Raw genomic sequence first — 14250 nt, forward strand, 5'->3', positions numbered from 1 at the left:
TTGGGACCGAATTCAGCCCCAGGATGCGATGAGCCGACATCGAGGTGCCAAACCTCCCCGTCGATGTGGACTCTTGGGGGAGATCAGCCTGTTATCCCCAGGGTAGCTTTTATCCGTTGAGCGACGGCATTTCCATTCACATACCGCCGGATCACTAACTCCAACTTTCGTTCCTGCTCGACCCGTCAGTCTCGCAGTCAGGCTCGTTTTTGCGTTTACACTCACTGCACGATTTCCATCCGTGCTGAACGAACCTTTGAGCGCCTCCGTTACTCTTTAGGAGGCGACCGCCCCAGTCAAACTGCCCACCTGACAGTGTCCCCCGACCAGATTCATGGCCGCAGGTTAGAATTCCAATATTCCAAGAGTGGTATCCCAAGGTTGGCTCCACAAATGCTGGCGCACTTGCTTCCAAGCCTCCCACCTATCCTGTACATGAAATATCGAAATCCAATATCAAGCTACAGTGAAGCTCCATGGGGTCTTTCCGTCTAGTTGCGGGAAACCGGCATCTTCACCGGTACTACAATTTCGCCGGGCTGGCTGTTGAGACAGTGCCCAAATCGTTACGCCATTCGTGCGGGTCAGAACTTACCTGACAAGGAATTTCGCTACCTTAGGACCGTTATAGTTACGGCCGCCGTTTACTGGGGCTTAAATTCAATGCTTCGATTGCTCTAACATCTCCTCTTAACCTTCCAGCACCGGGCAGGCGTCACCCCCTATACGTCATCTTTCGATTTAGCAGAGAGCTGTGTTTTTGCTAAACAGTCGCTTGGGCCTTTTCACTGCGGCCTCTTCTCAGAGGCGCCCCTTATTCCGAAGTTACGGGGCCAATTTGCCGAGTTCCTTAACAACCATTCTCCCGTTGGCCTTAGAATACTCATCCCATCTACCTGTGTCGGTTTGCGGTACGGGCACCTGGACAATACACTGAGCTTTTCTCGCCTCTCACGCCATCTGCTTCCCTACTATATTTCGGTCCCTTACGCCCGGGGCAACCATCGCCCGGGTCAGACTTAATGAAAGTGTCCCTCAGCTTAACATCTTCGGTGGTTACGGAATATCAACCGTATGTGCATCGACTACGCCGTTAGGCCTCGCCTTAGCTCCCGACTAACCTTGGGCGGACGAACCTTCCCCAAGAAACCTTAGATTTTCGGCCATTATGATTCTCACATAATTCTCGCTACTTATTCCGGCATTCTCACTCGTATGAAGTCCACGTGTCCTTCCGATCACGCTTCACCCCGCATACGACGCTCCCCTACCCAATGTTTCAAACATTGCCCGAGCTTCGGTTGAATACTTAGCCCCGTTAAATTTTCTGCGCAAAATCACTCGACCAGTGAGCTATTACGCACTCTTTGAATGAGTGGCTGCTTCTAAGCCAACATCCTGGTTGTCTTAGCAATTTCACATCATTTTCCACTTAGTATTCATTTGGGACCTTAGCTGCGGATCTGGGCTGTTTCCCTTTTGACCATGCGACTTATCTCACATGGTCTGACTGCCATGAACCAATTATCCGGCATTCGAAGTTTGATAGGGTTCAGTAACCTCGCGGCCCCTAGCCCATTCAGTGCTCTACCTCCGGTAATCTATCATAACGCTAGCCCTAAAGCTATTTCGGGAGAACCAGCTATATCCGAGTTCGATTAGAATTTCTCCGCTATCCACAAGTCATCCCCGGCCTTTTCAACGGACGTGGGTGCGGCCCTCCATTGCGTCTTACCGCAACTTCAGCCTGCTCATGGATAGGTCACCCGGTTTCGGGTCTAATACATGTAACTAATTCGCCCTGTTCAGACTCGCTCTCGCTGCGGCTCCGTGACTCCAGTCACTTAACCTTGCTACATACATTAACTCGCCGGACCGTTCTACAAAAAGTACCCGATCACACATGAACGTGCTCTCGGTGCTTGTAGGCACAAGGTTTCAGGTTCTCTTTCACTCCCCTCCCGGGGTCCTTTTCACCTTTCCCTCACGGTACTGCTTCGCTATCGGTCACCAGGTAGTATTTAGGCTTGGATGATGGTCCACCCGTCTTCCCACAGGGTTCCTCGTGTCCTGTGGTACTCTGGATACTGCTAGCGTGCTTCCGATGTCGCTTACGGGGCTGTCACCCTGTTTCGCCGCTCTTCCCAAAGCGTTCAGCTATCTTTCACACTACATATTGCAGTCCGAACCCCTGAGATATTGCTACCTCAGGTTTGGCCTCTTCCGCGTTCGCTCGCCACTACTAGCGGAATCTCTGTTGATGTCTCTTCCTCGCCCTACTTAGATGTTTCAGTTCAGGCGGTTCCCCACTCATACCTATTTGATTCAGTATGAGCTGCATGAGCTTCTCTCATGCGGGTTTCCCCATTCGGAAATCTTGGGATCAATGCTTATTTGCAGCTCCCCCAAGCTTATCGCAGCTTGTCACGTCCTTCGTCGGCTCCTGGTGCCAAGGCATTCCCCTTGCGCCCTTTACAGCTTGACCAGCTGTAAGACCTGATCCGGTCAGATCAGGAATTATTTTAGTAACTTAAGATTGTGAGTAATCTCGGTTATCTTTTGTTATAGCTAATTTGTAGTAGTACTTTCGTACTTTCGCCACAATTGGATCGTTAAAACCTTTTATTTCAGTTTGCTTTTCGCAATTTCCCAGAATAACAATTTTAATTTCCTATTGTTGCTTTGTCGTTTTCTCGCTGTTCAGTTTTCAAGGTGCAGAGTTTAACATCCTTTGGGATGTTAGTGGTGGGCTTAAATGGACTCGAACCATCGACCTCACGCTTATCAGGCGTGCGCTCTAACCACCTGAGCTATAAGCCCATATGAAAGGAAATCAATATCAGCAAAAGAATTGTTCTTCTTTTGCTTACCTTTCTTCTTCTATAAAAAGAAAAGTAAGTGGTGGAGATGAGGAGAATCGAACTCCTGACCCCTGCTTGCAAGGCAGGTGCTCTCCCAGCTGAGCTACACCCCCATATGAAATTGATTTCCTTTTGTAAGGGCATTATGCCCTCTAAATTAAACAACGTTCGTTTGAATGACTCATTCCTGAATTGACCTAGGAATTTACAAAGCTCTGTTTCAAGCTTCATGGTCTCCTTAGAAAGGAGGTGATCCAGCCGCACCTTCCGATACGGCTACCTTGTTACGACTTCACCCTAATTACCAGTCCTGCCTTCGGCCGCGTCCTCCTTGCGGTTAGACTACGGACTTCGGGCATTACCGGCTCTCATGGTGTGACGGGCGGTGTGTACAAGGCCCGGGAACGTATTCACCGCGGCATGCTGATCCGCGATTACTAGCAATTCCGACTTCATGCAGGCGGGTTGCAGCCTGCAATCTGAACTGGGACAGCTTTTAGGGATTTGCTCTGCCTCACAGCTTTGCTTCCCTCTGTATGTCTGCCATTGTAGTACGTGTGTAGCCCTGGTCATAAGGGGCATGATGATTTGACGTCGTCCCCACCTTCCTCCGTTTTGTCAACGGCAGTCTCGCTAGAGTGATCAACTAAATGTATCAACTAACAATAAGGGTTGCGCTCGTTGCGGGACTTAACCCAACATCTCACGACACGAGCTGACGACAACCATGCACCACCTGTCACCGCTGTCCCCGAAGGGAAAGGCATATCTCTATGCCGGTCACCGGGATGTCAAGACCAGGTAAGGTTCTTCGCGTTGCTTCGAATTAAACCACATACTCCACTGCTTGTGCGGGCCCCCGTCAATTCCTTTGAGTTTCAACCTTGCGGTCGTACTCCCCAGGTGGGATACTTATTGTGTTAACTGCGGCACGGAAGGGGTCAATACCTCCCACACCTAGTATCCATCGTTTACGGCGTGGACTACCAGGGTATCTAATCCTGTTTGCTCCCCACGCTTTCGCTCCTCAGCGTCAGTTAATGTCCAGCAGGCCGCCTTCGCCACTGGTGTTCCTCCTAATATCTACGCATTTCACCGCTACACTAGGAATTCCGCCTGCCTCTCCATCACTCAAGACCAGCAGTTTTGAAAGCAGTTCCGGGGTTAAGCCCCGACATTTCACTTCCAACTTACCAGCCCGCCTACTCGCCCTTTACACCCAGTAAATCCGGATAACGCTCGCTCCCTACGTATTACCGCGGCTGCTGGCACGTAGTTAGCCGGAGCTTATTCATCAGGTACCGTCACTTTCTTCGTCCCTGATAAAAGATCTTTACAATCCGAAGACCTTCTTCGATCACGCGGCGTTGCTGCGTCAGGGTTTCCCCCATTGCGCAATATTCCCCACTGCTGCCTCCCGTAGGAGTCTGGGCCGTGTCTCAGTCCCAATGTGGCCGTTCAACCTCTCAGTCCGGCTACTGATCGTCGACTTGGTGGGCCGTTACCTCACCAACTATCTAATCAGACGCGAGCTCATCTTTCAGCGGATTGCTCCTTTGGTATCTCGCAGATGCCTGCAAAATACGTTATGCGGTATTAGCGACCGTTTCCAGTCGTTATCCCCCTCTGAAAGGCAGATTGCTCACGCGTTACTCACCCGTCCGCCACTAAGCACAAAAACCGAAGTCTCAGTGCTCCGTTCGACTTGCATGTGTTAGGCACGCCGCCAGCGTTCATCCTGAGCCAGGATCAAACTCTCTAAAAATTGTATTATCACGAGCAAAGCCCGTTATAATCAAATTTCAGCTTTAAGCTGGCTTGCTGTTGTTTTTTATACCGAAGTTACAGCTTCCGGTGGTCTTCTGAGTATAAACTTCAAAAGAATTTCAGGTTTGTAATTCGTTCAAACTTGCGTTGTTTAATTTACAAGGTACAATGCTTTTCGCTGTTCGCCTTTCAGCGTAGCAGCTTAGTTATTATATCATCTCACCAGAGGTTTGTCAAGAACTTTTTTCATTTCTTTTTTCAAACTTGATTCGATTGTTTCGCCGATCTCTCAGCGGCAACTCATTTAGTTTAACACATTCAAACCACTTTGTCAAGCACTTTTTTGCCTCCCGGCCAGTAATCTCAACAAATTCTTCGGTTTTTCGTGTCGCTCTCGTTGAGTGCCTGAATAGGATACCATTTTTTTCGACCGTTGTCAACAACTATTTTCAAATTTTCTTGAAATACTTCGACGGGTAACCCATCACCCGTTTGAATACCTGTGGATAAAGGAAGTCACGTTCGAATGGCGCACGGAAACCGCACGTTGATGCGCAAAGGCTCCTTTGTTGGAGGGAGCCCTTTTTTATTCCGGATACACCAGCTTTTCCGGTGTCCAGTCGGCGAGCACACTGCGCATTTTCTCAGCCATGCGCTTTGCGCCCTCGAGATCGTGCGACAGATAATTGCCGCATTCTTCCTTTGCGGAACCTGGAATGGTGCCTTCAAACTCGCAGACGAACTGCATCGTCTCGCGCACCAGTGCAATCGCTGTTTCCTGCGTCATCGTGTCGCGCACGAGGAAATAAAAACCGGTTCGACAGCCCATCGGACCGCAGTATACAATGGCATCGCTGTATTTCGTGTTGCGCACATAGGTCGCAAACAGGTGTTCAAATGTGTGCAGCGCAGGCGGATCAAGGTATTCGCCGTGGTTCGGCTTTACCATGCGGATATCATAGGTGATGACATCGCCGTCCACGCGGGATGTATACATTCCCTCAGTGAGGGTATCATGGTTGATGCAAAAGCTCGCAATTCGTTTCATATTTCTGCTCCTGACGTTTGGTTTTTTCTTCATTATACGGATTCGCATTGACGAATGCAACCCCGCTTTTTATAATAGGTACAGCAGCAAAATTTACCGCAAAGAAAGGAACACTACCTATGAAATGGGGAATTCTCGGCGCACTGGACGCCGAAATCGAACTGATCCGCAAGCACATGGATATCAAAAACGAAACGCCGCTGTTCGGCACAGTCTTCTATGAGGGAACGGTGTCCGGGCACGAAGTTGTGCTCGTCTGCTGCGGCGTCGGCAAGGTCAATGCCGCCGTCTGCGCTGCGACCGTCTGTGACAAATTCGGCGCGGACTGCATCGTCAATGTCGGCATTGCGGGCGCCATGGCACACGGCCTGCACATCCTCGATGTCGTCATCAGCAGTGAGACAGGCTTCCACGATCAGGATGAAGTCATGCTGAAATACTATCCGCAGCGCGCGTTTTTCCCGGCGGATGAGGCGCTTGCCGCACTGTGCGTGCGCGCCTGTGAGGCGCTTCCGGAAATGGAAGGCCGTTACCGCCGTGGCCGCATTGTCTCCGGCGACAAATTCATCAGCGATGCACAGACCAAGCAGGCGATCAACGAACGCTTTGCGCCCGCCTGTGTCGAGATGGAGGGCGCCGCAATCGGACATGCGGCCTTCATGTTCGATAAGCCGTATCTGGTCATCCGCACCATGTCGGATGCCGCCGATGACAATGCCGATGAGAGCTATGACAACTTTATCGGGGATGCCGCACGCACCTCTGCCACACTGATTCTGAAGATGCTGGAGCTGTCCGACGCGGAAACAGCACCATTCCGCGGTTGAACCGCTCCGCAAAGTGTGTTACACTGATACCATTCCAGAAACAGTGAAGGAGACTCTGCAATCATGAAAATCTGCCAGTACTGCGGCAATCGCATCGAAGACGGCGAGACGGAATGTCCAGTCTGCCATCGTCCGATTCAGGAGGATTTTACCATCCCACAGCACCCGGAAAACCGCCCGCTGTGGAAATGGCTGTGTATTTTCTGTGCCATTGCTGCGGCTGCATTCCTGATTGTCTGCATCCGTGAGCTGATTGTCGCCGGTTTTACACAAGCCTGTCTCGGTGATTTCGCATTTTTTGCGCTCTGCGCAGGTGTCAGTGCGATTTTCGGCTTTTTCTATCACCGTTCTGTCTGACAGGAGGCATTCATCATGACTGCTATTGTATTTTCCCTCGTCCTCATCGCGGTCATCGCGTTCGGACTGTGGTATTTTGAACGCTATTTCGCACGCAAGCCGAGCCGCACGGCCGGACTTGTCATGCCGGTTGCATTCTTTATCATCTCGGTTGTGGCAATCATTCAATCCGCACCGTCTGTCTTTTCTCAGATGGCGGAAACCGGCGGAATCGGCGGTGCCATCCTGACGCTGGTGCTGTCGTTTGTCATCATCAACCTGCCCACACTGCTGGTCTATGTGGTATATTACCGCACGCGCCGCAAGATGGGGGAGGATCGCCCGTGGCCGCTGCGCCCGCGCACAGATGATACCGTCAAGTCCAAAAACCGCAAATCGTGACCCGCAATCCGTCCCGCACAGCGCCGTGGGGCGGATATTTTTTCCTTCCAAGGAGGAATGTTCCGTTGTTCTTTACCTATGCCGCCGACCTCCCGCCGGGTGTGGGCTTTGCGCTGTTTTCCGCGCCGCATCTCGGCGCGCTCATGGCCATTGCCCTGCTCTGTCTTGTGTGCGCCTGCCGGTTCCGCGCGGCACAGGCATCGGCGCGCCGACACCTGACGCAGGCCCTCGGCCTTTCCATTGTCCTGCTGGATATTGTGCGTACCATCGTATACCACTGTATGGGCTGTATGAATCTTTATGAGCTTCCGCTGCACCTGTGTGGCATGGCGGTGTATCTCTGTGCCATTCACAGCCTGTGGAAACCCGACTGGCTCGGGCAGGTGCTGTATGCACTGTGCCTGCCGGGTGCCTGTGCAGCGTTGCTGTTTCCCGACTGGACGATATACCCGTTTTTCAGCTTTGTATCGCTGCACAGCTTCGCCGCTCACGGGCTGATTGTACTGTATATCGTTGTGCAAACTGCAAGCGGTGCTATCCGTCCGTGCCTGTCCGCCGTGTGGAAGCCGGTCCTGTTTCTGTGCGCCGTTGTTCCGCCAATTGCATGGTTTGATTCCTGTTTCCACGCGAATTATATGTTTTTACAGCTGCCGTCCCCCGGCTCTCCACTCGTATGGCTCGCACAGCTCGCGGGCGGAAGCCGCGCAGGATATCTGTTGCTGTTCGCCGTTGTGATTTTCTGCGTGATGGTTCTCATGGACGCACCGTTTGCGCTTGCGCACAGATATAGGAACAGCCGGTCGATTTGACCGGCTGTTTCGCATTATTTCGCAAGATATGTCCCGACGGTAAGTCCGATCAGCATGCCGAAGCAAACGCCGTATGCGGTAGAAATCAGCCCTGTCACGCTGAGCAGCGCGCCAATGCAGACACCGAGACACATTCCGGTTGTCCCGCGGCGTGAGACGCGTTCCTGCTTTTCCTCATTCGGCTGCTCCTTTCCCTGCTGGCGCAGCTTGTACAGCAACAGTGCCACGCATATGACGCCGACTACACAGACCACTGCGGTAAAAATCGATGAAATCTGTTCCACTGTAACGCCTCCTTATTCGTGTATCTCCCGTTCCTGTTTGAGCCGACGGAACGGTGTCGTGTCCACAAAGTTCCAGCCCTGCGCCGCCATTCCGTTGAGCCAGTCCTCTTCCTTTTCGTGCTCCCATGCAAAAAATGTTCTGTGGATTACTTTCCTCATGTCGTCCACTCCTTCGTAACCGCTTCCCCGTTGGCCAGCAGCTCGCGCAGGCGCGCGATTTCTGTCCGCACCGCCGTGCGCAAAAAACTCCCGCCCATACGGACGGGAGTTGAATCCGATTTTGTATCAGTTGAAATCGTCCACGTTTTCAGCGGTGACCAGCTCAAACGGAACCCAAATCAGCGAACCGTTGTCCTTGTCCTGTTCATAGCTGACGCCCTCCATGAGGTCTGCGCCGCCCGCCAGATTGATGGCAACCTGTACTGCTCCGGAAGCCTGACCGACTGCGTCCTGATGTACGGTTGCCAGCATCTCGCCGTCACGAATCGCCTGAAGGCCTGCATTCGTGCCGTCGACGCCGACAATGGCAATGCCACTCGGATCGACCCCATTCTGCTTGAGTGCTTCAATGACACCCAGCGCCATTGCATCGTTATTTGCAATGATGCAGTCAATTCCGGACACTTCCAGTCCATTTGCCAGCATGAGTGTCATCTGTTCCATCGCCTTTGCGCGGTCATAGCCGCAATCGACCGGTTCTTCTGCCGCATTGGTGGAAATGCCGGCGTCCTCAAGCGCCTGAATTGCACCTTCCGAGCGCTTGGTGGTGTGAATCAGGCCCTCATTGCCCTTGAACAGCAGGTAATTGACGCTGTCCTTGCCCTGTTTCTCAAAGTATGAAACCAACGCCTCGCCCTGATAGGTACCGGACTTATCCTCGTCCGAGCCGACATAGACATGCGTTTCATCCAGCACCGACTCATCCTGCGGAATGCGGTTGACAAAGACAACCGGCTTGCCGCCTGCCGCTTCTATGACCTCATCTGCACGTGTGTCATCCGCCAGTACGACGAGAATCGCACCCGCATCGCCCTCTGCCGCAGCCTTGACATATTCCAGCTGCCGATCCATATCTCCGCCGCAGTCGAGCGAGGCCAGCGTGCAGCCATGCGCTTCCGCAGATGCCTTTGCCGCCTGATCCAGATAGCTCAGGTATTCATCCTTCTGCGAAAGAATCAGCTCCAGCTCGCCCGCAAAGGCAGTGCTTTCCTCTGCCGTTTCCTCTTCCGCATTGAGCGGTGTAAATCCGCAGCCTGCCATCATACCCATGCACAGGGTACCGGTCAGCAAAGCTGCCATCCACTTTTTGAATTTCATGATGAGTTTCCTCACTTTCTTCCCTTTGTGAATCGTTTCCATAGAATTCAGTAATCCAAACATAAACATTATGGCACAGCGTTTTTGGGATGCAATCACATTTCCTGCCCTAAAATATACATTTCCTGCTATTCATGTATCATCTGTGTTAAAATTCTCCGTTTTGTCCGATTGCTGTCGAATCCGCCGCGCTGCGCCAAAAAGCCCTCTGATTTGCACGCAGACCCACGCAGGCTCCGGCGCGCAATGCGTCGGAATGTGGTGGTTTCCGAACCGTCCGCGCCGGTTTTCCCCAAAGCCTGCCATTCACGGCATAAAAAAGGGGGCGCGCACCCGAAGGTACGCGCCCTGTGTTTCGTATTGATAGCATTACAACTCAGAAGTATTCTGCAACGTTGTCAGCTGTGATCTTCTCAAACGGAACCCAGATGATGTTTTCATTGTCCTGATCCGTTTCATAGGAGATGTCGGTCGACAGATCTGCGCCGCTGGCGAGATTGATTGCCGCCTGTACGCCCGCGGTTGCCTGTCCGACCGCATTCTGGTAGACCGTTGCCAGCATGATGCCGTCGGAAATGGCCTGCAAGCCTGCGTTGGTGCCATCGACACCAACAACCTTGAGGTTGGAGGTATCAACCTTGTTCTGGCGGAGCGATTCGAGTACGCCCAGTGCCATTGCGTCGTTGTTTGCAATGATGCAGTCGACCTTGGACATATCCAGACCCTCTGCCAGCATGATGCTCATCTGATCCATTGCCTTTGTACGGTCATAGCCGCAGTCAACCGTCTCTGCTGCCGCCGTCGCGGTGATGCCCGCCGCGTCGAGTGCCTTGAGCACGCCCTCGGTACGCTTGGTGGTGTGAACCAGCCCCTCCGTGCCCTCGAACATCAGATAAGCAACGCTTTCCTTCCCTTCCTTCTTGAGTGCATCCGCGAGCATTTCACCCTGATAGGTACCGGAGTCGTCCTCATTTGAACCGACATACACATGGTTTTCGTCGAGTACCGATTCATCCTGCGGGATGCGGTTGAGGAATACGACCTTTGTGTCGCCGGCCGCCTCAACGACCTCATCTGCGCGCGTATCGTCCGCGAGAACGATGATGATTGCATCCGTCTTGTTCTCGGCAGCCGCACGCACATAGTCAATCTGCTTGTCCATGTCATCCGCGCAGTCGGTGGATGTCAGCGTGCAGCCCTTGGACTCAGCAGACGCCTTTGCCGCCTGATCCAGCGTTCCCAGATACTCATCCTTGTGAGAGATGATGAAGGAAATGCTGCCGTCAAATGTCTTGTCACTTGCCTGTGCCGCGGATTGATCCGTCGAATCCGACGAAGACCCGCAGCCTGCCATCATGCCTGCGCACAGTGCGCCTGCAACAAGCATCGCCATCCATTTTTTCATTTTCATTTTCTACTTCCTCTCTTTCCCGTCATGCGCAAATCGCATTCCGTGGTACTATTATGACACATGCAAGATTTGTTGCAATCACTTTTCCTGCCCTAAAATATGCATTTCCTGCTTTTTAACAAAATTCTGCTGTGTATTTTCCCAAATAGTTCTATTCTCTTGTCTTTATAAGCTACACAAATTTCGCATGTAACACCTTAATGTTTTCGATTATTTCAACAAATAAATTCTGCTTTTTATCCAAAAATAATCGTATGCTGCATTTTTCCTGTGCATTGTGCATTTTCTGATGTCATTCTACTACATATTTTCTGCTCTCCTGCCATCCTCCCTGGTGTTACCGATGTGAATGATCCTCATGCCATTCTGCACCAAATTGCAGGTAGTTCCGCCTGTTGTCGCAATTTATAAAAATTGCGTCCATACGCAGCCGCCGCAGCCTGACACACCGCCGCGAGATAAAAAAACCGCCCGGCGCGCCGTGCGCCGGGCGGTGTATATCGGGTTGATTCTGCCGCAAACTCAGTGCGTCAGCAGGAACATGGCGACAAACAGTACGCCGATGATCCAGGTACCTACATTGACCTCGCGGAGCTTGCCAGTAAACGCATGAATGACGATATACGACAGCACGCCGAATGCAATGCCATAACTGATGTTATAGGTAAACGGCATCATGGCGATTGCAAGGAATGCCGGAACGGCAACCGCAGGGTCAGTCCATTCGATTTCCTTTACACCGTTCATCATCAGAATGCCGACATAAACCAGTGCCGCTGCCGTCGCCGCAGACGGGATCAGGGAAGCGATCGGGGTCAGGAACAGAGAGACAAAGAACAGACCCGCTGTGACGAGTGCTGACAGCCCGGTGCGCCCGCCTTCTGCAACGCCTGCCGACGATTCGACGAACGTAGTTACCGTAGAGGTGCCGCAGATCGAGCCGCAGGTGGTTGCAATGGCGTCGGACAGCATTGCCTTTTCCATATTCGGCACGTCGCCGGTTTCATCCAACAGGTTGCCGCGCGCGCACGCGCCATACAGCGTGCCCAGCGTGTCGAACATATCGACCATGCAGAATGCGAGCGAGGTGGAAATAAAGGTAATGACCAGATCCGCCGTGGAATGGCTCGCCAAATAGATGCTGAAATCAAAGCCCTCTGTGAACACCTTGCCGAACGACAGTTTTGTGAAATCGCTGAATGCCGCAAACGGCGCAAAGCTGAAATTCGCGCCGAAGCCGTCATAGAAGCCCGGGACGAGGATGCCGCATACATAATACAGCACCGTGCAGCCCAGAATGCCCCAGAAAATCGCACCCTTGACGCCGCGCTTGGTCAGAATTGCGATGAGGAAGATACCGATTACCGTGATAACCATCGGCATGATATCGCCCCATGTCTGTCCTCCGAGCAGGTTGAACGATGCCAGAGATACACCCGTGCTTTCATTCGGCTGAACAATACCCGCGTCCTGGAAGCCGAGGAACGCGATAAACAGACCGATGCCTGCCGGAATTGCAATTCGGATTGTCTTCGGAATCGCCTCAAAAATCATTCTGCGCAGACCGGTGACCGTCAGAAGCAGAAAAATAACGCCGTCAATCAGGACAAACACCAGCGCATTGGCATAGGTGAAGCCCATGCCGAAGCAGACAGTATAGACAAAGAACGCATTGAGTCCCATGCCCGGCGCCTGCGCGAGCGGCAGATTGGCCAGCAGGCCGATGAGTACCGTACCGATGACGGCAGAGAGCGCTGTCGCAATATAAACGGCATTGTAATAGCCGTCGCCGAGATCGCTGAAAATGCCCGGATTGACCATGAGGATATACGCCATTGTCATGAAGGTCGTAATACCTGCCAGGACCTCCGTTTTCACATTCGAGCCGCGTTCCCTGATATGGAAAAAGTTTTCCATTCCTTTCACTCCTTTTCCTGTTTTTCCTTTTTTCGAGCAGATTGCGGCACACAGCACGAAAATCGCCGTGCCAGACGCTATCTGAGAACCAGAAAAATGACGAAACTTTCGCAAAGGGGCGGCTGTTTCAACAAAAAGACTCGCAGGAATCCTTTCGGATTTCAAGTGTTTTTCACGATAAAGCTGCCCGCATTTGCAAAAAGAGTCAAAATTTCGACTGTTCAGATACGCCCTAATATCCCGTCAATCCGTTCACCTATACCGTACCACAGCCGTACCCCTGCCGTCAATGGCACCTTTTGGATACATTGCGCAGGCATTCTGGCCTGTATTTCCGCGTGTCGGTATGCTATACTGAAAAAAACAGAAACGGAGCACCTATGTATTACACTTATATGCTGCGCTGTGCGGACGGTTCGCTGTATACCGGCATCACAACCGACCCGGCGCGCCGGTTTGCTCAACATACCGGGAAACTGCGGGGCGGGGCAAAATATACCGCCTCCCGCCGTCCGGTATGTATGGAGGCGATCTGGCGCGCCCCCGGCCATACCGCCGCGGCTCAGCTCGAAGCCCGCATCAAAACACTGACAAAGACGGAAAAGGAACAGCTCATCCGCGGCCATGTGCCGGACAGGCTGTCCCTTACATCATTTTCCAGAATACAAACCGAACCGGACGGAAGGAGAATCCCCATGCTGTTTGTCTGTTATCCCAAATGCAGCACGTGCAAAAAGGCGCGTGCCTTCCTCGATGCGCGCGACATTCCTGTAGAAGTGCGCGACATCAAAGAGCAAAACCCCACCGAGCAGGAGCTGCGTGACTGGCATGCCAAAAGCGGTCTGCCGCTCAAGCGCCTGTTCAACACAAGCGGACAGCTGTACCGTTCACTGGAGCTGTCCAAAAAGCTGCCGGATATGAGCGAAGACGAGCAGTTCGCGCTGCTCGCGAGCGACGGTATGCTCGTGCGCCGTCCCGTCCTCGTCGCAGACGGGTTTGCCCTCTTTGGCTTCAAACAGAAGGAATGGGAAGAACTGCTGTAATCCGCAACAAGCGCCGTCCGGCTAGCCGGGCGGCGCTTTCGCATGTGGTTTCCAAATGTCCATCAGTTCGCGGAACTGCGCCTCCGTCAGGTGCTGCGTGCGGTGCAGGGCCTGGATCAGCCCGAGCAGCATGCAGCGGTGCAGCTCCTGTTCCTGCTGCGGGGTCAGCGTCATGTTTGTCCCTCCGTTTCTGAAGGAATCTTATGCGCTGCTCTCGCATAAAAGAAC

General features: G+C 52.6%; 12 protein-coding genes, 2 tRNA genes, 2 rRNA genes and 1 pseudogene. 6 read left to right on the top strand and 11 right to left on the bottom strand.

Features of this window, described 5'->3' with window-relative positions; genetic code table 11:
• The 5 genes from CBW42_RS00005 to CBW42_RS00025 form a co-directional block, all read right to left on the bottom strand.
• Positions 1-2485: ribosomal RNA gene (locus tag CBW42_RS00005) — 23S ribosomal RNA — on the bottom strand; the annotation flags it as partial.
• Between the two features lie 258 nt (positions 2486-2743).
• Positions 2744-2820 (bottom strand) — tRNA-Ile (locus CBW42_RS00010).
• Between the two features lie 79 nt (positions 2821-2899).
• Positions 2900-2974, bottom strand: a tRNA-Ala gene (locus CBW42_RS00015).
• Between the two features lie 129 nt (positions 2975-3103).
• Positions 3104-4626: ribosomal RNA gene (locus CBW42_RS00020) — 16S ribosomal RNA — on the bottom strand.
• Positions 4627-5214: 588 nt separating this feature from the next.
• A complete protein-coding gene (locus CBW42_RS00025; RefSeq protein WP_087016529.1) occupies positions 5215-5676 on the bottom strand; it encodes an S-ribosylhomocysteine lyase in 462 nt (153 codons plus the stop codon).
• Positions 5677-5795: 119 nt separating this feature from the next.
• On the opposite strand from CBW42_RS00025, the gene CBW42_RS00030 reads away from it, so the two are divergent.
• From CBW42_RS00030 to CBW42_RS00045, 4 genes are all read left to right on the top strand, one after another.
• Complete coding sequence (locus CBW42_RS00030) at positions 5796-6503, top strand: 5'-methylthioadenosine/adenosylhomocysteine nucleosidase (protein ID WP_087016531.1); 708 nt, start codon at positions 5796-5798, stop codon at positions 6501-6503.
• Between the two features lie 63 nt (positions 6504-6566).
• Positions 6567-6860: a hypothetical protein gene (locus CBW42_RS00035; RefSeq protein WP_087016533.1), complete on the top strand. Its 294-nt coding sequence runs from the start codon at positions 6567-6569 to the stop codon at positions 6858-6860.
• Between the two features lie 15 nt (positions 6861-6875).
• Positions 6876-7241 carry a hypothetical protein gene (locus tag CBW42_RS00040; protein WP_087016535.1) on the top strand — a complete coding sequence of 122 codons (366 nt, stop codon included), beginning with the start codon at positions 6876-6878 and terminating at the stop codon, positions 7239-7241.
• 65 nt (positions 7242-7306) lie between these two features.
• Positions 7307-8050: a YwaF family protein gene (locus CBW42_RS00045; protein WP_087016537.1), complete on the top strand. Its 744-nt coding sequence runs from the start codon at positions 7307-7309 to the stop codon at positions 8048-8050.
• A 14-nt stretch (positions 8051-8064) separates the two neighbouring features.
• Here CBW42_RS00045 and CBW42_RS00050 read toward each other — a convergent pair whose 3' ends face one another.
• From CBW42_RS00050 to CBW42_RS00065, 5 genes are all read right to left on the bottom strand, one after another.
• Positions 8065-8334 carry a hypothetical protein gene (locus CBW42_RS00050; protein ID WP_087016539.1) on the bottom strand — a complete coding sequence of 90 codons (270 nt, stop codon included), beginning with the start codon at positions 8332-8334 and terminating at the stop codon, positions 8065-8067.
• A 12-nt stretch (positions 8335-8346) separates the two neighbouring features.
• On the bottom strand, positions 8347-8493 hold the full coding sequence (locus CBW42_RS14295; protein WP_108721033.1) for a DUF2812 domain-containing protein: 147 nt from the start codon (positions 8491-8493) through the stop codon (positions 8347-8349).
• 126 nt (positions 8494-8619) lie between these two features.
• The gene (locus CBW42_RS00055; protein ID WP_165760979.1) at positions 8620-9651 is read right to left on the bottom strand and encodes a substrate-binding domain-containing protein; all 1032 of its coding nucleotides are present in this window, start codon (positions 9649-9651) and stop codon (positions 8620-8622) included.
• 376 nt (positions 9652-10027) lie between these two features.
• Entirely contained in the window at positions 10028-11062 is a 1035-nt protein-coding gene (locus CBW42_RS00060) for a substrate-binding domain-containing protein (RefSeq protein WP_087016543.1), read from the bottom strand.
• 522 nt (positions 11063-11584) lie between these two features.
• Positions 11585-12979 (bottom strand): NCS2 family permease, encoded by a 1395-nt coding sequence (locus CBW42_RS00065; protein WP_087016545.1) that lies wholly within the window; start codon positions 12977-12979, stop codon positions 11585-11587.
• Between the two features lie 380 nt (positions 12980-13359).
• Here CBW42_RS00065 and CBW42_RS14860 point away from each other — a divergent pair.
• Both CBW42_RS14860 and CBW42_RS14865 read left to right on the top strand, forming a co-directional pair.
• A pseudogene (locus CBW42_RS14860) lies at positions 13360-13575 on the top strand (GIY-YIG nuclease family protein); the annotation flags it as partial.
• A gap of 99 nt (positions 13576-13674) precedes the next feature.
• Entirely contained in the window at positions 13675-14022 is a 348-nt protein-coding gene (locus CBW42_RS14865) for an arsenate reductase family protein (protein WP_165761003.1), read from the top strand.
• A 21-nt stretch (positions 14023-14043) separates the two neighbouring features.
• Here the strand turns inward: CBW42_RS14865 and CBW42_RS14550 are convergent, their stop codons facing one another.
• Positions 14044-14196, bottom strand: coding sequence for a hypothetical protein (locus CBW42_RS14550; protein WP_165760980.1), 153 nt, complete (start codon positions 14194-14196; stop codon positions 14044-14046).
• Positions 14197-14250 lie beyond the last annotated feature (54 nt).

The organism is Butyricicoccus porcorum, from assembly GCF_002157465.1.
Lineage (GTDB): Bacteria > Bacillota > Clostridia > Oscillospirales > Butyricicoccaceae > Butyricicoccus_A > Butyricicoccus_A porcorum.